General features: G+C 74.1%; 19 protein-coding genes. 7 read left to right on the plus strand and 12 right to left on the minus strand.

The window, feature by feature from the left end:
* The first annotated feature begins 20 nt into the window (after positions 1-20).
* The 6 genes from G5V58_RS22155 to G5V58_RS22180 are packed head-to-tail and all read left to right on the plus strand — an operon-like array spanning position 21 to position 5,752.
* The gene (locus tag G5V58_RS22155; RefSeq protein WP_165237335.1) at positions 21-653 is read left to right on the plus strand and encodes a M15 family metallopeptidase; all 633 of its coding nucleotides are present in this window, start codon (positions 21-23) and stop codon (positions 651-653) included.
* Positions 650-1,756 carry an alanine racemase gene (alr, locus tag G5V58_RS22160; RefSeq protein ID WP_165237337.1) on the plus strand — a complete coding sequence of 369 codons (1,107 nt, stop codon included), beginning with the start codon at positions 650-652 and terminating at the stop codon, positions 1,754-1,756. Before G5V58_RS22155 ends, alr begins: the two co-directional genes overlap by 4 nt.
* Positions 1,753-2,682: a D-alanine--D-alanine ligase family protein gene (locus G5V58_RS22165; protein ID WP_165237339.1), complete on the plus strand. Its 930-nt coding sequence runs from the start codon at positions 1,753-1,755 to the stop codon at positions 2,680-2,682. Before alr ends, G5V58_RS22165 begins: the two co-directional genes overlap by 4 nt.
* A gap of 10 nt (positions 2,683-2,692) precedes the next feature.
* Positions 2,693-3,919 carry a sensor histidine kinase gene (locus G5V58_RS22170; RefSeq protein WP_165237341.1) on the plus strand — a complete coding sequence of 409 codons (1,227 nt, stop codon included), beginning with the start codon at positions 2,693-2,695 and terminating at the stop codon, positions 3,917-3,919.
* Complete coding sequence (locus G5V58_RS22175; RefSeq protein WP_165237343.1) at positions 3,916-4,581, plus strand: response regulator; 666 nt, start codon at positions 3,916-3,918, stop codon at positions 4,579-4,581. The genes G5V58_RS22170 and G5V58_RS22175 overlap by 4 nt, the downstream gene beginning before the upstream one ends.
* A gap of 16 nt (positions 4,582-4,597) precedes the next feature.
* The gene (locus tag G5V58_RS22180) at positions 4,598-5,752 is read left to right on the plus strand and encodes a MalY/PatB family protein (protein ID WP_165237345.1); all 1,155 of its coding nucleotides are present in this window, start codon (positions 4,598-4,600) and stop codon (positions 5,750-5,752) included.
* On the opposite strand, the gene G5V58_RS22185 is transcribed toward G5V58_RS22180, so the two are convergent.
* The 9 genes from G5V58_RS22185 to G5V58_RS22225 form a co-directional block, all read right to left on the minus strand.
* Complete coding sequence (locus G5V58_RS22185; RefSeq protein WP_165237347.1) at positions 5,736-7,406, minus strand: choice-of-anchor Q domain-containing protein; 1,671 nt, start codon at positions 7,404-7,406, stop codon at positions 5,736-5,738. The two genes, G5V58_RS22180 and G5V58_RS22185, sit on opposite strands and share 17 nt — an antisense overlap.
* 22 nt (positions 7,407-7,428) lie before the next feature.
* Positions 7,429-8,178: an amino acid ABC transporter ATP-binding protein gene (locus G5V58_RS22190; protein ID WP_165237349.1), complete on the minus strand. Its 750-nt coding sequence runs from the start codon at positions 8,176-8,178 to the stop codon at positions 7,429-7,431.
* Positions 8,175-9,026, minus strand: a complete 852-nt coding sequence (locus G5V58_RS22195) for an amino acid ABC transporter permease (protein ID WP_165237351.1) — start codon at positions 9,024-9,026, stop codon at positions 8,175-8,177. The genes G5V58_RS22190 and G5V58_RS22195 overlap by 4 nt, the downstream gene beginning before the upstream one ends.
* Complete coding sequence (locus G5V58_RS22200; RefSeq protein WP_165237353.1) at positions 9,023-9,955, minus strand: ABC transporter substrate-binding protein; 933 nt, start codon at positions 9,953-9,955, stop codon at positions 9,023-9,025. Before G5V58_RS22200 ends, G5V58_RS22195 begins: the two co-directional genes overlap by 4 nt.
* A gap of 18 nt (positions 9,956-9,973) precedes the next feature.
* Positions 9,974-11,530: a glycosyltransferase gene (locus G5V58_RS22205; protein WP_165237355.1), complete on the minus strand. Its 1,557-nt coding sequence runs from the start codon at positions 11,528-11,530 to the stop codon at positions 9,974-9,976.
* A complete protein-coding gene (locus G5V58_RS22210; RefSeq protein ID WP_230486851.1) occupies positions 11,530-12,432 on the minus strand; it encodes a glycosyltransferase family 2 protein in 903 nt (300 codons plus the stop codon). Before G5V58_RS22210 ends, G5V58_RS22205 begins: the two co-directional genes overlap by 1 nt.
* A gap of 4 nt (positions 12,433-12,436) precedes the next feature.
* Positions 12,437-13,480 carry a sulfotransferase family protein gene (locus G5V58_RS22215; protein ID WP_230486852.1) on the minus strand — a complete coding sequence of 348 codons (1,044 nt, stop codon included), beginning with the start codon at positions 13,478-13,480 and terminating at the stop codon, positions 12,437-12,439.
* 29 nt (positions 13,481-13,509) lie between these two features.
* Entirely contained in the window at positions 13,510-13,722 is a 213-nt protein-coding gene (locus tag G5V58_RS22220; RefSeq protein ID WP_165237359.1) for a hypothetical protein, read from the minus strand.
* Between the two features lie 196 nt (positions 13,723-13,918).
* Positions 13,919-15,295, minus strand: a complete 1,377-nt coding sequence (locus tag G5V58_RS22225) for a GH1 family beta-glucosidase (protein WP_230486853.1) — start codon at positions 15,293-15,295, stop codon at positions 13,919-13,921.
* 16 nt (positions 15,296-15,311) lie between these two features.
* Between G5V58_RS22225 and G5V58_RS22230 the strand changes: the two genes are divergently transcribed.
* Positions 15,312-15,953 carry a pirin family protein gene (locus G5V58_RS22230; protein WP_165237361.1) on the plus strand — a complete coding sequence of 214 codons (642 nt, stop codon included), beginning with the start codon at positions 15,312-15,314 and terminating at the stop codon, positions 15,951-15,953.
* A gap of 4 nt (positions 15,954-15,957) precedes the next feature.
* On the opposite strand, the gene G5V58_RS22235 is transcribed toward G5V58_RS22230, so the two are convergent.
* Genes G5V58_RS22235 through G5V58_RS22245 form a run of 3 tightly spaced genes read right to left on the minus strand, consistent with a single transcriptional unit; the run spans position 15,958 to position 19,059 of the window.
* On the minus strand, positions 15,958-16,566 hold the full coding sequence (locus G5V58_RS22235; RefSeq protein WP_165237363.1) for a dihydrofolate reductase family protein: 609 nt from the start codon (positions 16,564-16,566) through the stop codon (positions 15,958-15,960).
* Positions 16,567-16,585: 19 nt separating this feature from the next.
* A complete protein-coding gene (locus G5V58_RS22240; protein ID WP_165237365.1) occupies positions 16,586-17,497 on the minus strand; it encodes a diacylglycerol/lipid kinase family protein in 912 nt (303 codons plus the stop codon).
* Positions 17,494-19,059: an FAD-binding oxidoreductase gene (locus G5V58_RS22245; protein WP_230486854.1), complete on the minus strand. Its 1,566-nt coding sequence runs from the start codon at positions 19,057-19,059 to the stop codon at positions 17,494-17,496. Before G5V58_RS22245 ends, G5V58_RS22240 begins: the two co-directional genes overlap by 4 nt.

Genomic DNA, 19,059 nt, shown 5'->3' on the forward strand with positions numbered 1-19,059 from the left:
CGGCGGAGCACGGTGGTGGTGTGACCATCCTCCTCTCCGACCCCCGCGTGGCCGCGGTGCCGGTCCTCGACAGCCGCGAGCCCCTGGTGGCGCTCGACCCCTCCTTCGGCCCAGCCCGGGCGCTGGTCCGCCGCAGCGTGGCCGTCCGGCTGGCCACGGCCCAGACCCTGCTCTCCGGCGGCCTGCGACTGCGCGTGGTCGAGGGGCACCGCTCGGTGGCCGACCAGCAGGCGATCATCGAGCGCTACTCCGCCGAGGTGGTGGCCGCCCACCCGGGCGCCTCGCCGGCCGAGCACGAGCGGCTGGTGTCGCGCTTCGTCTCCCCGGTCGCCGTGGCGCCGCACGTCGCCGGTGCGGCGGTCGACCTCACCCTGGTCGACGCCCACGGCGAGGAGGTCGACATGGGGACGCCGATCGACGCGACGCCCGAGCAGTCGGACGGCAAGTGCTGGACCGCCGCGCCGCACCTGAGCCCGTTCGCGCGCTCGCACCGCCGGCTGATGGGGACCGTGCTCGGCTGGTCCGGGCTGGTGAACTACCCGACCGAGTGGTGGCACTGGTCCTACGGCGACCGGTACTGGGCGCTGGTCACCGGCGCCTCGACGGCGCTGTACGGCCCGGTCGACCTCCCGGCGGCGGGGGTCGCGGCGTGACCGTGCTCGCGCTCCCCCGGCTCGCCGCCACCGGTCCGCGGCTGGACGTCGACCTCGACGCGGTTGCGGCCAACACCGCGCTGCTGGCCCGTCGAGCCACCGGAGAGCTGATGGCCGTGGTCAAGGCCGACGGCTTCGGTCACGGTGCGGCCGCGGTGGCCCGGACCGCGCTGTCCCACGGCGCCACCCGGCTCGGCGTGACCAGCCTGGCCGAGGCACTCGCGCTGCGGGCCGACGGCCTCACCGCGCCGGTGCTGAGCTGGCTCAACCCCGTGGACGCGGACTTGGCCTCGGCCGTCGTCCACGACGTCGAGATCGCCGTGCCGAGCCGCGCGCACCTCGACGCGCTCGCGCCGGGCACCGCCGTGCACCTGCACCTGGACACCGGGCTGGCCCGCGACGGGGCCGCGCCCGCCGAGTGGGCCGACCTGTGCCGCGCGGCACGACTGGCCGAGCGGCGCGGGCGGATCCGCGTGGTCGGCCTGATGGGCCACCTGGCCTGCGCCGACGTGCCGGGCGACCCGGGCAACGCGATGGGCCGCGCCCGGTTCGCGTGGGGGCTGGAGACCGCGCGCGCCTGCGGGCTGCGACCGGTGCACCGGCACCTGGCCGCGACCGCGGCCACCCTGACCGACCCGCTCAGCCACCACACGATGTCGCGCGTCGGCGCCGGGCTCGTGGGCATCGACCCGTCCGGCACCACGCGGCTGCACCCCGCGCTCACCCTCACCGCGCCGCTGGTCAGCGTGCGGCGGGTGCACGCCGGAACGCCGGTCGGCTACGGCCACACCTGGGTCGCCCCGCACCCGACCGAGCTGGGGCTGGTCCCGCTCGGGTACGCCGACGGGCTGCCCCGCGCCGCGTCCGGCCGGGCCGAGGTGCTCGTGCGCGGTCGCCGCCGGCCGCTGGTCGGACGGATCTCGATGGACATGGCCGTCGTCGACCTGGGCGCCGAGGGCGCCGAGGCCGGTGACGAGGTCACGGTCCTCGGGCCCGGTCGCCACGGCGAGCCGACCGCCGCCGAGTGGGCCGCCTGGTCGGACACCCTCGAGCACGAGGTCGTCACCGGGCTCGGGCTGCGCACGCCGCGGACGGGCCGGTGAGCGCGTCCCGGGTCCGCGTCGCCGTCGTCGGTGGGGGTCAGAGCTGCGAGCACGAGGTCTCGCTGGCCTCGGCGGCCGCGATCGCCGACGCGCTGGACCCCGCGGCGTACGACGTGGTGCGGGTGACCGTCGGCCGCGACGGGACGTGGTCGCCGGGCGGGCTGGCCGGCGCGGTCGAGCTGCTGCGCGGCTGCGACGTGGTGGTGCCGGCGCTGCACGGGCCGCGCGGCGAGGACGGCACGGTGGCCGCGCTGTGCGAGCTGGCTGGGGTGCCCTACGTCGGGTCGGGGGTCGGCGCCGGTGCGCTGGCCATGGACAAGTGGGCCACCAAGCTGGTGGCGCGCAGCCTGGGGATCGGCGTCGCGCCCGACGCGCTGCTCACGCCCGGCACGGCGTACGCGTGGACGCACCCCGTCGTCGTCAAGCCGGTCGCCTCGGGGTCGAGCCACGGCGTCGCGCTCGTCGGCTCGGCCGACGCCTTGCCCGCCGCGCTGGCCGCGGCGTTCGCGCTCGACGACCGGGTGCTGGTCGAGGACGTGGTCGTCGGGCGCGAGGTGGACCTGGCCGTGCTGGGCCGGCCCGACGGCAGCCGCGTGGTGGCGCCGGCGCTCGAGGTCGTGGCCGACGGGATCTTCGACACCGGCACGAAGTACGACGGCAGCGCGGAGTTCCGCGTCCCCGCCCCGCTGGCCGACCCCGAGCGGGAGGCGCTCGAGGCCGCTGCGGTCGCGGTCTACGACGCGCTGGGCTGCGCCGGCGTGGCGCGGGTCGACTTCTTCCTCACCGACGCGGGCCCCGTCCTCAACGAGGTCAACACCATGCCGGGCTTCACCGAGCAGTCGCAGGTGCCGAAGATGTTCGCCGCCGCCGGCACGTCGTACGCCGACCTGCTCGACCTGCTCATCCGTGACACCCTCGCCGCGTGAGGATGTCCGGGTGACCGATCGGCTGCGCGACTGGGCGCCGGAGCTGGTCGTCGGGTTCGTCGTGGTGGTCGCCGGCGCCCTCGAGGTGTGGTCGCGGTCCTACGAGGTCGACCGCCAGGGCTACCTCCCGGTGGTCCTCGGCTTCGCCCTGGCCTGCGCGCTCTCCCGCAAGGAGCCGTTCGCCGCGCTGGTCCTGGTCTGGGTCACGTGCGGGCTCCAGCTGATGGCCGGGGTCACGGTGCTGACGGTGGAGTTCGCGGTGGCCGTGGTGGCCTTCGGGTGCGCTCGCTGGGGCCGGACCGCGACGGTGGTGGTGAGCGGGCTGTCCATCCCGGCGGCGGCCGGGATCGGCTACCTCATCGTCAGCCGAGCCTCGCTCGGGGTGTTCCGGGACATCGCGGTCTTCCGCGAGCTGCTCGACACCTCCCGGAAGTTCAGCGACACCCTGCTGGTCGGCGCGACCGTGCTCGGGCTGTTCTTGCTGGCCGTCCCGTGGCTGGCCGGGCTGGTCCTGCGCGCCACCGCGCGGGCCCAGCGCTCGGAGGTCCGCCAGGTCGAGGCCGAGCGCGCCACCGAGCAGGCCCAGGAGATCGCGCGGCTGCGCGAGCAGCAGGCCACGCTGGCCCGCGACGTGCACGACGTGGTCGGCCACTCCCTGGCGGTGATCCTGGCCCAGGCCGAGTCGGGTCAGTACCTCCCCGACGACGACCCGGCCGCGCTCAAGAAGACCCTCGCCACCATCGCGACCTCGGCGCGCTCCTCGCTGCAGGACGTGCGGCAGGTCCTGTCCGGCGCGCCCGAGGCCGAGCCCGGCACCGACGCCTACGAGGAGCTGCTCGACGGCGTGCGCGCGGGCGGCACCGCGGTCGAGGCCAGCGAGGTCGGCCGGCCCCAGCCGCTGCCGCCCGAGCTCGAGGTGGTCGCGCACCGCGTCGTGCAGGAGATGCTGACCAACGCCCTCAAGCACGGCCGCCGCGACCGGCCCGTCCACGTGGAGCGACACTGGCCCGAGGGGTCCTGGGACCGGGACCTGCGGATCGAGGTGCGCAACATCGCTCAGCACGCCGACGACGAGACCCAGCCCCTGCGCGCCGCGAGCGTGCCCCCGGGCCAGGGGCTGGACGGCATGCGCCGCCGGCTCGAGGCGGTCGGCGGCCGGCTCGACGTGCGTCGCCGCGACGAGGACGGCGAGCCGACCTTCACCGCCACCGCGTGGGTGCCGGTGAGCGGGCGGTGACCGAGCCGATCGGGGTCCTGCTGGTCGACGACCAGGAGCTGTTCCGCGAGGGCGTCCGGGTCATCGTCGACGCCCAGGACGGCATGGCCGTGGTCGGCGCCGCGGGCGACGGGCTCGAGGCCGTGCAGCTGGTCGAGGAGCTGCAGCCCGACGTGGTGCTCATGGACATCCGGATGCCGGAGATGGACGGCGTCGAGGCGACCCGGCAGATCTTCCTGCCCGAGCGGGTCGCCCGGCGCGCGAAGCCGGTGCGCGTCGTCGTGCTCACGACGTTCAACCTCGACGACCGGGCCGCCACGGCGATCCGGTACGGCGCCAGCGGGTTCCTGCTCAAGGACACGACCCCGGCCATGCTGCGCGACGCGATCCGCACCGTGCACGCCGGCAACGCCGTGCTGGCTCCCACCGACCTGTCCACGCTGCTGGACGCGCAGTTCCGCGAGCCGGTGCCCGTCCCCGCGGCGTACCTCACCCTGAGCGAGAAGGAGCGCGAGGTGTTCGCCGCCGTCGCGCGCGGGCTGTCCAACACCGAGATCGCCGCGCAGGTCTTCGCCAGCGAGTCGACGGTCAAGACCCACGTCGGCGCGATCCTGCGCAAGCTGGCGCTGCGCGACCGGGTGCAGATCGTGGTCTTCGCCCACCAGCACGGGCTCGCGGCCTGACTCGTAGCCTGAGGCCGTGCCCCTCCTCCGCGACCTGACCGACGACGAGGCCCGCGCCGCCCTGGTGCTCAAGTGGGGCCAGACCGAGCCCGGCACCATCCCGGCCTGGGTGGCCGAGATGGACTACGCCGTCGCCCCGCCCGTCCTCGACGCCGTGCGCGCGGCGGTCGAGCGGGGCGAGCTCGGCTACCCCCGCGACGACCGCGCCGGTGGCGAGCTCGGCGCGGCGTACTCCCGCTGGGCCGCGCGCCACTTCAACCAGGACGTCGACCCCGACCACGTCCAGGTCACCGCCGACGTGACCGTCGGCGTCCGCATCGCCCTCGAGGTGCTCAGCGAGCGCGCGCCCTTCGTGCTCCCGCTTCCGGCGTACGACCCCCAGCACGGGCTGGGCGCGATCACCGGCCTCGAGCAGTGGGGCCTGCCCGTCGACCCCGACGGCGACGGCTACGCGCTCGACCTCGACGCCCTCGACGCGCTGTTCGCCCGCGGCGCCCGCACCCTGCTGCTCACCCAGCCCCACAACCCCGGCGGCCACGTGTTCACCCGAGGCGAGCTCGAGGGCATCCGCGACGTCGTGACCCGGCACGGCGCCCGCGTGGTCAGCGACGAGATCCACGGGCCGCTCGTGCTCCCCGGCGCCGAGCACGTGCCGTACCTGTCGATCGACGGCACCGCCGACCACGCCGTCGCCGTCACCGCCGCCTCCAAGGCCTTCAACGTGCCCGGCCTCAAGTGCGCCCAGATCCTCACCACCGACGCCGCCACCCGTGACCGGCTGCTCACCATCCCCTGGGCCCAGAACGACTCCTGGGGCTCCCTCGGCGTCGCCGCCGCCCTCGCGGCGTACGACCACGGCGACGCCTGGCTCGCCGAGCTGATCGAACGGCTCGACCAGCAGCGCACGCTGCTGGCCTCTCTCGTGGCCGAGCACCTCCCCGACGCCCGGATGCGGCCGCTCGAGGCGACGTACATGGCCTGGCTGGACCTGCGCGCCTACGGCCACGACGACCCCGCCGCCGTCATCCGCCGCGGCGGCGTCCGCGTCTCCCCCGGTGAGTCCTACTGGCCCGGGCTCACCGGCCACGTGCGGCTCAACATCGCCACCTCACCCGACCGACTCACGGAAATCGTGCGCCGAATGGGTGCGGCGCTCACCGACCGCGCTTGATCCGCTTGAACTTGTAGCGCGCGGGCGACGCGTCGAGGTTGCCGGCGCTGTCCTGGGCCCGGACGAGCAGCACGTGCTTGCCGACCTTGGTGTTGAACTTCCAGGTCGCGCTGCAGTTCTTCCAGCCCTTGTTGTCGAGCTGGCACTGGAACTTGGACCCAGGCTCGGTCGAGGCGAACTTGAACTTCACCTTCTGCTTGAAGAAGCGCTTCTGCGGCTTCTTGGTGAAGAGCGTGTCCGGCGCCGTGGCGTCGACGCTGAAGCTGGTCGAGGCCGGGGTCGCCTGCACGACGCCGGCCGCGGTGACCGCGCGGACCGCGAAGCTGTGCGCCCCGTCGGCCAGGGGCGGCGTGGTGGCCGGGCTGGTGCACGTCTGCCAGCCGCCGCCGTCGAGGCTGCACTCCAGCCGCGCGGTCGCGGCGCCGCCGGTGAACTGGAACACCGGCTGCCGGTTGTTGCTCAGCGCCGGCGGGGTCGTGGTGAAGGAGGCCTTGGCGACCTGGAGCTCGTAGGCGCCCATGTCGGGGACCGCCGTGCCGTTCTGGTCGCCGTCGACCACGCGCGGGTTGCCGTCGCGGTCGGTGGCTGTCGGCGTGGCGGGGTCGGCGACGTCGACGGCCGGCGATCCGGCCTTGAGCGAGTAGTCGCCGGTGGCCGGGTTGAGGAAGAGCGGGTCGGCGGTGATGTTGCCCGCGCCGGCGGTGATCGTGCCGGTGGTGGAGCCCGCCGGGTAGTCCGAGTGGTTCACGGCAACGGTGCCGTTGCCGCTCGCGACGAGCGACCGGTCGGGGACCCTCACGATGGAGTTGAACAGGTTCACGGCGCTGGTCACGCCGGAACCGGCGGCCTCGGCCTGGACGCCGTCCGCACCTGCGGCGCCGCCCACGACGGTGAGGTGCCGGGCGTTGACGGTGACGCTCGTGGCGCCGCCCGCGGGAGTGGCGCTCAGCCCCAGCTGGCCGACGGCCTCGAGGTCGATGAGCGAGTTGTCGATGCTGAGCGCGCCGGCTTGAGCGAGGACCGCCGTGCCGACCGCACGGAAGGTCGACGTGGTGATCGTCCCGGGGGCGGTGCCGACCTGGACGTAGGCGGTGTTGCCCGTGCCCTCGCGCAGGTTCACCGTGCTGCCGGACACCCTCGAGCCGTTGGCGCGGATGCCGGTCGAGCCGGTGGCGCCGGTCGTGTTGGCGACGAAGACCTCGGACGCGATCGCACCGTTCTGGAGCAGCAGCCCGGTGCCTCCAGAGCCGTGCATCTCGATCCGCAGGTTGCGGATCGTCGCGCTGTCCACGCTCACCGCGGGGTCGGCCGCGTCGGGTCCGACCACGATCGTGGCCTGGTTGCCGGAGCCGTTGTTGTTGCCGACCACGTCGAGCCCCTGACCGTTGCCGTTCAGCACGTAGGGGCCGCCGGGGTAGTCGCCCGCGCCCAGCCTGATCCGGTTGGCGACACCGTCGCTGTTCGCGACGCCGAGGGCGGTCTGGAGCGGGTTGGGCGTAGCGGTCGAGGTGTCGAAGCGGACGTCGCAGTTGCCGGTGGCGGCCGGCATGTTGACGCAGATCTCGGCCGTGGCGGCGTGCGCTGGGGCGCTGACCACGAGCGGGAGGACAGGGACGACGAGGACGGCGGCGAGCGCGCCGAGACGAGGGCTCACCTCCACGACCATACGGGCTGGTCTAGTCAGAGGCGGGGAGGATGCGCCGCAGGAACTGGCGGGTGCGCTCCTCCTGGGGCGCGACCAGGAGCTGCGCGGGCGGGCCGTGCTCGAGCACCCGGCCGCCGTCGAGGAAGCAGACGGTGGTGGCCACGTCGCGGGCGAAGCTCATCTCGTGGGTGGCCAGGATCATCGTGGTGCCGGCCTCGGCGAGGTCGCGGACGATGGTGAGGACGTCGCCGACGAGCTCGGGGTCGAGGGCGGCGGTGATCTCGTCGAGGAGGAGCAGCTCGGGCTCGGTGCAGAGCGCGCGGACGAGGGCCACGCGCTGCTGCTGGCCGCCGGAGAGGCGGTCGGGGTGCTTCTCGACGTGCTCCTCGAGGCCGAAGCGGGCGAGCAGCGAGCGGGCGCGGTCCTCGGCCTCGGCCCGTCGTACGCCGTGCACGCGGACCGGCGCGAGCGTGCAGTTGTCGAGGACCGAGAGGTGCGGGAACAGGTTGTAGGCCTGGAAGACCATGCCGACCCGCTTGCGCACCTCGCGGGGGTCGACGCGGGGGTCGGAGACCTCGCGGCCGTCGAGGCGGATGACGCCGTCGTCGATCTCCTCGAGCAGGTTGAGGCAGCGCAGCAGCGTGGACTTGCCGGAGCCCGAGGAGCCGATGAGGCAGACCACGTCGTGGCGCTGGACGGTGAGGCCGATGCCGTCGAGGACCACGCGGTCGGCGTAGGTCTTGCGCAGGCCCTCGACCTCGAGCAGCGGGGTCGTGCTCACAGCGCGCCCGCCCGTTCGCGCTCGAGCCAGCGCCGCTGCAGCCAGTCGCACAGCCGCGCGAGCGGGACGGTGCAGACGATGAAGAAGCAGGCGACCACGAAGAGCGGGGTGTAGTTGAAGTTGTAGTTGCCGTAGTCGCGCGCGCTGTAGAGCGCGTCGAAGAGCCCGAGAGAGGAGACCAGCGCGGTGTCCTTCTGCAGCGAGACGAAGTCGTTCAGCAGGGGCGGTACGACGCGCCGCGTGGCCTGCGGGACCACGACGTGCCGCATGGTCTGGCCGCGGGTCAGCCCGAGCGCGGAGGCGCTGTTGACCTGCGAGGGGTGGATGGAGTCGATGCCGGAGCGGAAGACCTCGGCGACGTACGCGCTGTAGCTCACGATCAGCGCGACGGCCGCCCAGAAGAACAGGCTGTTGGGCAGCCCCTGCAGCTGCAGCGCGGGGAACCCGAAGCCGAACAGGACCACGAGCAGCAGCGTCGGGATGCCCCGGACGACGTCGGTGTAGAGCACCGCCACCACCCGCAGCGGCGCCAGCCACGGCGAGCGGGCGCTGCGGGCCAGGGCGATGAGCAGGCCGGCGGCCAGGATGACCGGCTCGCAGATGAGGAACAGCTGCACGTTGATCCAGAAGCCGTGCAGGATCTCGTCGAAGGACTCGCGGGCGTGGTAGCCGTTGAAGAACAGCTCGTGCACGCTCGGCCAGCCCGGCGACCGCGCCGCGACGACACCGAGGGCCACGAAGACCACGACCGTCAGCCCGGTCGCGGTGAGCACCGACCGGGTGCGGAGGCGGCGGCGGACCGCCCGGCGGTCGAGCTCCCGGGGGCTGGGTGACCAGGTGTCGCTCACTGGAGGACGGGCACGTCCACCTGGTTGGACAGCCACTCCTGCTGCAGCTGGTCGAGGGTCCCGTCGGCCTTCAGCTGGGCGAGCGCCTCGTTGACGCAGCTGACGAGCGGGTTGCCCTTCTGGAAGAGCATCCCGAACTCCTCCTGCTCACCGCTGATCGGCTGGAACTGCCCGACGATCACGCTGTTCTTGATCTCGGCGGCGGTGATGTAGAACGCCGTCGGCAGGTCCGCCACGATCCCGTCGACCTGCCCGTTGACCAGCGCCTGCTTGGCGGCGTTGGTGTCCTCGAAGACCAGCGGCTCGTCGTCGGCCTTGATCGTCTCGCGGATCGCGGTGAGCGACGTGGTGCCGGTCTGCGCGCCGAGCTTGTACGACGCCAGGTCGGCGACGCTCGTCGCCGAGGCGATATCGCTGTCCTTGAGCGCGATGACCGCCTGCGCCGCGGCGTAGTAGCCGTCGGAGAAGTCCACGACCTGCTCGCGCTCCGGCGTGATCGAGATCTGGTTGATGTCGAAGTCGAAGTCCTTGTCGCCCGGCTTGTAGGAGGTGTTGAACGGGACCACCGTCCACGTCACGCCGACGCCGAGCGCGTCCGCGACGGCGTACGCCACCGCGGACTCGTAGCCCTTGCCGTTGCTCGGGTCGTTGTCGGAGAACCACGGCTCGTACGCCGGCTTGTCGGTGCCGACGGTCAGGGTGCCGGCCTCCTTGAGGTTCAGCTGGTCCGGCGCGCACTCCGGCGAGATGCCGCCCGCCTCGGTCGGAGCGGGGCTGACCGAGAGCGTCTCGCTGTCGGCCAGCGTGGGGGACGCGTCCGCCGTCGTCTCGTCGTCGCCGGCGGACGAGCCGCTGCTGTCGTCGGCCGGCGCGCAGGCCAGCGGGACCAGGACGAGGGGCAGGACCGCGAGACCGGTGCGCAGACGCATGGGAAAAGCGTAGAGCGCTCAGAGCTCGAGCAGCCGCCCGGGCGCGAACCCCGGACGGATCTCGGCCGCCCGCGAGCGGAGGTCGTCCAGGTCGGCCTGCCAGGTGTGGCCGCCGTCGGTGCGGCGCAGCACGTAGCCCAGCCCGTGGGTCCGGTACGTCGCGCCGCCGGCGGCGCGGACGGCGGCGATGAGCTCGGCGTCCACGTGGCGGCGCACGGAGCGGAAGCCTCCGACGTCGTGCAGGAGCGCCCGGTCGAGCATGAGCGTGCCGCCGGCGACGAACTGGCGGTAGACCTCGCTCGGCTGGCCGAGCCGCAGGGTCTCGTCGGTGGGCTCGAGGTGGTAGAGGTCGTCGGGCATGCCGACGAGCTCGGCGCCGCTGTAGGCGCGGGCGAGGAGCAGGTCGGCGACGGCGTCGGGGGCGTACCAGTCGTCGTCGTCCATCTTCATCACCACGTCGCCCGACGCGACGGCGGCGGCGACGTGCAGCACATCGCCGAACAGCGCGTCCTCGGGCATCGGCCAGACGACGACGTCGAGGTCGACGGCCTCGAGCACGGCCGGGTCGGGGGTGAAGCCGTGCGGGGCCAGGACCAGCTCGAGCCGCTCCACGCCGCGCTGGCGGGCGACCTGGCCGAGCGCGTGCTCGAGCAGGTCGGGGCGGCGGGTGGCCATCACCACCGAGACCGACGGCTGTGGTGCGACGCGGACGCCGGTGGCGGCGGCGAGACGGGTGCGCCAGGCGCGCGAGGAGTAGGCCGAGAGCGCGGCCCGGCGCACCACGACGCTGTGCTCCTCGCGGGCCTGGGCGTCGGTGAGGTCGACCGGGGCGGTGATGGCCGCGGTGACCTCGGGCCCGAGGTGGGCGGCGACCCGGTCGCGGAACGACGTCGCGGTGAGGGGTACGCCGGCCATGGCCAGCCCGGCGACGAGCCGGGCGGCCCGCAGCGGCGAGGCCTGCGGCAGGTCGGCGAGCACCCCGGCGGCGCCGCGGACCCCGCGGACCAGGGCCTCGGTCGGGCCGCGGCCCCAGTCGAGCTCGGACAGGTCGAGCACCGGCAGCGTCACGTCGCGCCGGAAGCCGATCGGGTTGAGCACGCGCTCGTCGAGCGGGCCCAGCTCGAGGACCGGGTCGGGGTCGGTGACCTCGACGGGATCGGCCGCGACCTTGTCGGTGGCCTCGGAGTCGAGGACGACCCCGCGCTGGCCGGCGTGGTCCGGCCACACCGACTGCCGGCCCAGCTCGGCCACGACCCGGTGCACCGGCACGGGCGCGGCGAACCTCAGCACGACCAGCCAGCCTCCGTCGACCGCGCGCGAGCGGATCAGCTGCAGCGGCGGCCACTCGGGCCGCGGGGTCAGGGAGAGCGCCGAGGTGCCCTCGTCGAGCCAGACGGCCAGCGCCGCCGTACGCACCCCGCGGGTGACCTGCAGCGCCCGGAGCTCGGCGCGGTCGCGGGCCACGACGGCCACGCGCTCGTAGCGCCCGGGCTCGGCCTCGCCGTCCGGGCCGATGCCGAGCGAGGACTGCGGCGCCTCGCGGAGGAAGGCGTCGAGCGCCTGGCCGGGTCCCACTAGGTCGTCTCCTGCAGCTCGAGGCGCAGGGTCAGCGGCCGCGGCTCGAGCTGCATCCACTGCGTGGTCACGTAGTCGACGACGTGCACGCCCGCGGGCGCCTCGATGCGCTTGAGGCCCTCGATCTCGTGGCCGCGGCCCTCGTGCAGCGCGCGCATCACCTCGAGCTCACGGTGCTTGCGCGGCGTGCGGACGGGGTCGAAGGTCGTCTCGCTCCAGTGCGCGAACTCGTCCTGGTCGAGCCACTTGAGCTCGACGCACATGCCCTCGGGAGCCACGATCCGCTCGCTGGTCGGCGGGAACTCGCGCACCTCCCACTCGAAGGCCTTCACGAAGGTGAACTCCGGGCCCATCGGGTAGACCCACGGCTCCAGGAAGCGGTAGCCGAGGTCGAGCCACGCCACCGACTCGCTCTCCACCGACATGGGGTGCCGCGGGATCGCGACCACCGCGCTGGAGTCCTCGAGCTGCCAGGACAGGTCGCGCAGCAGCTCGACGCCCTCAGCGGTGAGGACCATGTCGCCGTCCCACTTCATGGAGTACGCCGTGCGCACGTGCGAGAACGACCAGTTGTAGAAGTACGTCAGCGAGCGCGGGTCGTCCGGCGGCGTGAGCAGGTGCTCGCTCCCGGCGCGCGCGACCTGGACCGGGTAGTGCCGCAGCGTGAACCGGTCGGCCGCGCCGTGCTCCTCGGCCACTCGCTGCGCGACCTCCGGCGTGCCGTCGGTGGAGCCGTTGTCCACCAGCACCACGTGCTGCACGGCGTCGAACATCGGCGGCAGCACCCACGGCAGGTTGCGCGCCTCGTCCTTGACCCGGAACACGCAGGTGAGCCCGGGGGTGAGCGGCCCGTCCTCCCACGCCCAGCGGATCGGGAAGTCGGCCGCGGTCGGCCCCGTCACACCGTCACCGCTGCAGGGTCCTGCGCAGCTTGTCCTTCGCGCGCGTGGCGAGCGCCCGCGGCGCGGCGGGCTGCTCCTCGCGCGCCTGCTGCCTGCCCTCGCGCCGGGCCGCCACCACGCTCGACTGCGCGACGGCCTCGGCCTCGTCGTAGAACGCGACGTACGCCGCGCGCACCTCGTCCAGCGTCGCGTGCACGTCCGGGGTGTCCCCGCCCGGCTCGGCCAGCTTCGACAGTCCCGACCAGGTCTCCTCGGCCAGCTCCCTGAGCCGCTCGGGCACCTCGACCTCGGCCCACGTCGTCGCCACCCGCTTGAGGCCCGGGTCGATGAACTGGTGCACCTTGCGGATGTCGTTGGCGCTCGCGCCCTTGACGGCCTCGAGGTCCAGGTCCTGCCCGAGCCGGAACACCGGCACCGTCCAGTCGCTGAGCAGGTCGTCGTACCGCACGAAGGCCCGCCGGCCCTCCCGCGTGGCCCGCTCGGTGTGCAGCATCATGTTGACCCACGCCGCCGTGCGCTGGACCTGGCTGAAGTCGTTGGTGGCCTGCGAGTAGTACTTCTGCTTGCTGCCCACCACCTCGGTGACGTGGCGCAGCATCGTGACGTACGACGCCTGCGCGTCGCACCGCAGCGCCGCCGACTTCCACAGCCCCAGGAACCACGCCAGCCGCGGGTCCTTGACCACCAGCTCCTCGACCGCCGGCTCCTCGCCGACCGCCGGCGCGAAGTGCGGCCCCAGCCACTCGGTCACCCGTGCCCGCGTGATCCCCGACGCGCTGGCCTTGCCCGTGGCGTACCACGCGCCCGGCCGGGCATCGCTGACCTGGACGTTCTCGCGCTGGAGCAGCTCGTGGTGCAGGTCGACCACCCACTTGCTCTCGGCGAACCCCTTCGGGTTGGTCTCGTCGGCCCGCACCTCCGGCTGGGGCACGTGCATCCCCAGCGCCTGGAGCGCCCCGGCCATGGTCGACGTGCCGCTGCGGCCCGAGCCGACCACGAAGACCACGCGGCGCTTCGACGCGCTGGCGCTCGGGGCGGTCTCGGACATGCGAGGCAGCCTAGTGGCGGGCCGGCCGCTCACCCGCCCCGGCGACGGTCCCAGCGGTTCGCGTGCCGCAGCGTCAGCGTCCCGGCGCCGAGCTGCCCGCGCAGGACGAGGGTGGGGCAGCCCGGCGCGGCTGTCGCCGGGAGCTGGTTCCGCAGTCGGCCGGTGCCTGGGTTGAGCCGGTCGCAGTTGGCCGCCCACCCCTCGGGCACGACGACGGTCGCCGAGCCCATCGACGCGGACACCCGCACATCGACGACCGTGACCCTGCTCGCCCCGGCGGCCAGGACGAGCGGATCACGGCGGCGGTGGCCGGGCGCGACGGGCGCCCCATCCGGCCGAGGCCGGCCGCCTCGCGCAGCGACTCGGCGGTGCGGTCACGCTCGGCGTGGCCGATCCGTAGTGCGGGGCGCAGCTCGGGCACGCCTCCAGCCTGGGCGCCTACTCGGCGTACTGCTTCTGGGCGGCGATGAACTGGCGGTACCAGTCGAAGGACCGCTTGGGGGTGCGCTGCTGGGTCTCGAAATCGACGTGGACCAGGCCGAAGCGCTGGGTGTAGCCCTCGGCCCACTCGAAGTTGTCCATCAGCGACCAGCAGTAGTAGCCGCGCACGTCGACGCCGCGCTGGATGGCCTTGGCCACGGCCTCGAGGTGGCCCTCGAGGTAGTCGATGCGGGCCTGGTCGTCGACGACGCCGTGCTCGTCGGGCTCGATGTCGTAGGCGCAGCCGGACTCGGTGACCATCAGCGGCGGGAGGGCGGCGCGGAAGCGGGCGCGGGTCATCACGAGCCACTCGCGCAGGGCCTCGGGGACGACGGGCCAGCCGAAGTCGGTCATGGGGTAGCCGACGATGGGGCGGAACTCGAAGGGCAGCTCGGAGTCGTCCTCGGTGGCGCCGATGCGCATGGGGTTGTAGTAGTTGACGCCGTAGAAGTCGAGGGGTTGGCGGATGGTGGTCATGTCGCCGTCCTGGATGGCGTCCTCGACCAGCGGGAGGGTGTCCTCGGGGTAGCGGCCGAGCAGCAGCGGCTCCATGAAGAGCCCGTTCCACAGCCCGTCGAAGAGCTTGGTGGCGCCGACGTCGGCGGGGTCGTCGCTGGCCGGCCACATGGGGGCGTGGTTGTTGGCGCAGCCGATGCTGGGGATGCGGCCGCGCACCGACTCGCGCAGCGCGATGGCGGCGCGGCCGTGGGCCAGCAGCAGGTGGTGGGCGACCGGCATGGCCTCGAACATCAGGGCGCGGCCGGGGGCGTGCATGCCGATGGCGTAGCCCATGATCGTGATGACGTTCGGCTCGTTGATCGGCACCCAGTGCTCGACCCGGTCGCCGAAGCGGTCGCCGACGATGGCGGCGTACTCCGCGAAGTGCTCGATGGTCGCGCGGTTCAGCCAGCCGCCGTCGTCCTCGAGCGCCTGCGGCAGGTCCCAGTGGTACAGCGTGGCCATGGGCTGCACGCCGTGCTCGAGGCACTCGTCGATGAGCCGGTCGTAGAACGCGAGCCCCTTGGGGCTCGGGCGCCCCTTGCCGGAGGGCTGGATCCGCGGCCAGGAGATCGAGAACCGGTAGCCGTTGGTGCCGAGCTCGCCCATGAGCCGCACGTCCTCGGCGTAGCGGTGGTAGTGGTCGCACGCCTGCGCACCCGACGAGCCGTCGACCACGGCGCCCGGCTTGGCGGTGAACGTGTCCCAGATCGACGGGCCCTTGCCGTCACTGCTGACGGCGCCCTCGATCTGGTACGACGCAGTGGACGTGCCGAAGCGGAACCCCGGCGGGAACCGCGGGGGCAAGGGCGCGCTGTCGGGCTCGGTCCCTCCCACGGGCACAATCTGTCACGTGGCCGTCGACATCCGCCGGGGAACCGATCGATTCAGCGAAAGGCAGGCGGGCCGGATCACGAAGCACGCCTTCTCCTTCGGCGAGCAGTACGACGAGGCGCACGTCCGGTTCGGACCGATGGTCTGCCACGACGACCACCTCCTCCGTCAGGGTGAGGGCTTCCCCGAGCACGAGCACGCCGACCTGGCCATCGTGACCTGGGTCGTCTCCGGCGCCGTGTCCCACACCGGCCCGGACGGCGAGGCCACCCTGACGGCCGGGCAGGGCGCGGTCTTCCGGACCGGGCCGGGGGCGCGCCACGCCGAGGTGGCGGCCGCGCCGCAGACCCGCTTCGTGCAGGTCTGGCTGACCGACCCGGAGCCGCCGGCCGCGTCGTCGTACACGTCGCTGGCCGGGGGCGGCGTCGAGACCGAGGTGCTGCCGGGCGCGGTCTTCACCGAGCTGCGCCTCGGCGACCTCGAGACCGTCGTGCTGCCGGTCGCGCCCCGGGTGCACGCGTTCGTGGCCCGCGGCGCCCTGCTCCGCTCGAGCCTGGCCGAGCCGCTGCACGACGGCGACGCGTTCCTGTTCACCGACGAGCCCGCGCACGAGGTCACCGCCGGGGTGCCGAGCGAGCTGCTGGTCTGGCAGTTCTCCTAGCGGGTCAGCGCGGCACCCGGTAGATCACGTGGGTCGCCCAGGGCGACGTGTGCACGGCCTCGATGGTGAGGTCCAGGTCGTCGTCGAAGCCGTCGAAGAGCCGCTTGCCGGCGCCGAGCACGACCGGGGCGGTGGAGATCGCGAGGGTGTCGACCACGCCGGCGCGCAACGCCTGGCGGATCACGTCGGCCCCGCCGTTGACCGAGACGCCGCGGTCGCCGGCCGCCTCGCGCGCCAGGACCAGCGCCTCGTCGAAGCCGTCGACGAAGAAGAAGCCGGTGGACGGGTCAGGCCGCTCGTCGTCGGGCCGGTGGGTGAGGACGAACAGCGGCCCGCCGAACGGGTTGCGCCCGCCCCAGTGACCGGACGACTCGTACATCCCGCGGCCGCAGATCCCGGCGCCGAGGTCGGCGGTGATCTGCGCCATGTACGCCTCCGACGCCGGGTCCATGCCCGTGCCGGGCTCGGGCGCGCTGTCCTGGCTCCACGGTCCGCCGAAGACCCAGTTGTGCAGCCGCTCGCCCCCGACGCCGAGCCCGGCCTCGGGGCCGTCGTCCGGCGCGGTGACGTAGCCGTCGACGGAGGTGGTGATGGTGGCCAGTACGTGTCCCATGCCTGATCCGACCCTTGGCTCAGCCGGAAATCATCGACAGCGCACCCGGCCGCACCTCGACCACCGCGGGCTCGGCCGCGAGCGGGGGCAGGACGCCGAGGGGCTCGCCGTCGCCGCCGACCGGCACCGGGACCCGCGCGTCGGCGCGCAGCTCGACCCGCCGGCCGGTCAGGACGGTGACCTCGGGCAGCGCCACGTGCGAGCCGTCGTAGATCTTGGGCAGCGAGCGCATCAGCGCCAGCCGGGAGGCGGCGCCGACCACGACCACGTCCAATCGCCCGTCGGTCACCGCGGCGGCCGGGGCGATCTGCATGCCGGAGCCGTAGTACGCCGAGTTGGCCACCACCACCGTGGCCGCGTCGTAGGTCTGCTCGACGCCGTCGACGGTGACCGCGTAGCGGGCCGGGGCGTACGTCGCGAGCGCGCGCAGCGCGGCGTACGGGTACTGCACCCGCCGCGGCAGCCGCCGCGAGCGGTCCACGATCTCCGAGGCGCGGGCGTCGACGCCGGAGTAGACCGAGCCGGCCACCAGCCGCTCGTCGGTCCCGGGGAGGGAGAGCGCGACCAGGTCCACGGCCGGGACCGCGCCGGCCAGCAGGAGCCCCGCGACCTGGTCGGGCGCGGTGGGCAGCCCGAGCATCCGCGCGAAGTCGTTGCCCCGCCCGGCCGGGACCACGCCGAGCGTCCCGCCGGCCGCCGACACCAGCCCGGCCAGCGAGGACAGCATCCCGTCGCCGCCGACCGAGACCACGACGTCGCCGCGGGCCACCGCGGCGTCGACCAGCGCGGCCATCGCGCGGGGACCGGGCGAGTAGGTCACGTCGACGGTGGCACCGGCCTCGCGCAGCGCGCGGGCAACGGGGACGACGGCGGCCGGCGCGGCCCCGCCGCCCGAGGCCGGGTTGACCAGGAACGTGAACGAGCGGCTCACGGGATGAGCACCCCCGGGTTGAGCACGCCGGTCGGGTCGAGGTCGGCCTTGACCGCGCGCAGCACCGAGGCGCCGAGCTCGCCGATCTCGGCGGTCAGCCACGGCTTGTGGTCGGTGCCGACGGCGTGGTGGTGGGTGATGGTGGCGCCGGCGGCGACGATCGCGTCGCTGGCCGCGCGCTTGGCGGCCAGCCACTGCGCCAGCGGGTCCGCGTCGCCCTTGGCCGCGACCGTGAAGTAGAGCGAGCAGCCGGTCTCGTAGACGTGCGAGACGTGGCAGAGCACGAGTGTGCCCTCGCCCAGGCTCGTCTCGAGTGCGGTCCGCACCGCGTCGTACAGCGCCTGGCGGTTCGACCAGAACGTCGCCGTCTCCAGGGTCTCGACCAGGACGCCGACGTCGAGCATCGCGTCGCGGAGGTACGGCGCCTCGAACCGGCCGTGCGCCCAGGCCTCGCCGGGCTCGGGGCCGGCCGAGGTGCCGCCGAGCCCGGTGAGCAGCGCGGTGACCGCGGTCCGCTTGGCCGCGACCGCCGACGGCGTCCCCTCGTAGCCGGTGATCATCAGGCAGCCGCCGGCGCTCTCCCCGCCGATGCTGTCCGGGCGGGCCAGGTTGATGGCCGTCTCCGCCTCGTCGGACAGGCGGAGCACCGTGGGCAGCAGGCCCGACTGGGCCAGCGCGCGCATGGCGTCGGCCCCCGCGGCGAAGGACGGCCAGTGCCACCCCTCGTAGACCGTGGTCTCGGGCAGCGGACGGACCCGCACCGTCACGGCGGTGATGACGCCGAACGCGCCCTCCGAGCCGAGGAAGAGCTGGCGCAGGTCGGGGCCGGCGGCGTTGGCCGGCGCCGAGCCCAGCTCGACCGGGCCTCGCGGCGTGGCCACGCGGAGGCCCACGACGAGGGCGTCGAACCGGCCGTACCCGGCCGAGGACTGGCCCGAGGAGCGGGTCGCGGCGAAGCCGCCGATCGAGGCGAACTCGAAGGACTGCGGGTAGTGCCCCAGCAGCACGCCCTCGGCGGCCAGCAGCGCCTCGGCGTCCGGGCCGCGCAGGCCGGGCTCGAGCACGGCGGTCATCGACTCGTGGTCGACCGAGACCAGGCGGTCCATGCGGACCAGGTCCAGGGAGACCAGGCCGGCGAAGCCGTCGCGCCGCGCGCTGAGCCCGCCGGTGACCGACGTACCGCCCCCGAACGGGACCACAGCGACGTGGTGCTCCACAGCCCAGGCCAGGACCGCCTCGACCTCGGCGTGCGAGCCCGGCCGGACCACGGCGTCGGGGGCGTCGGCCAGGTCGCCGGCCCGCGCCTTGAGCAGGTCGGGCGTGGACTTGCCGCGGGTGCGCAGCCGGCGGGTCTCGTCGTCGGTCCGGACGTGCTCGGCCCCGAGGGCGTCGCGCAGCGGGGCCAGCAGGTCGTCGGCCAGCGCCGAGGGCGGTACGGCGACCCGCTCGGCCGCCGGGGTCTCGGCCAGGCCGAAGGCCAGCTCCACCAGCCCGCGGGTCGAGTCGGGCAGAGCGGCCGCCCGGGCCGGGTCTCCCCAGCGCTGGGGGTGCATCTCGATCAT

The sequence above is a fragment of the Nocardioides anomalus genome, assembly GCF_011046535.1.
Taxonomy (GTDB): Bacteria; Actinomycetota; Actinomycetes; order Propionibacteriales; family Nocardioidaceae; genus Nocardioides; species Nocardioides anomalus.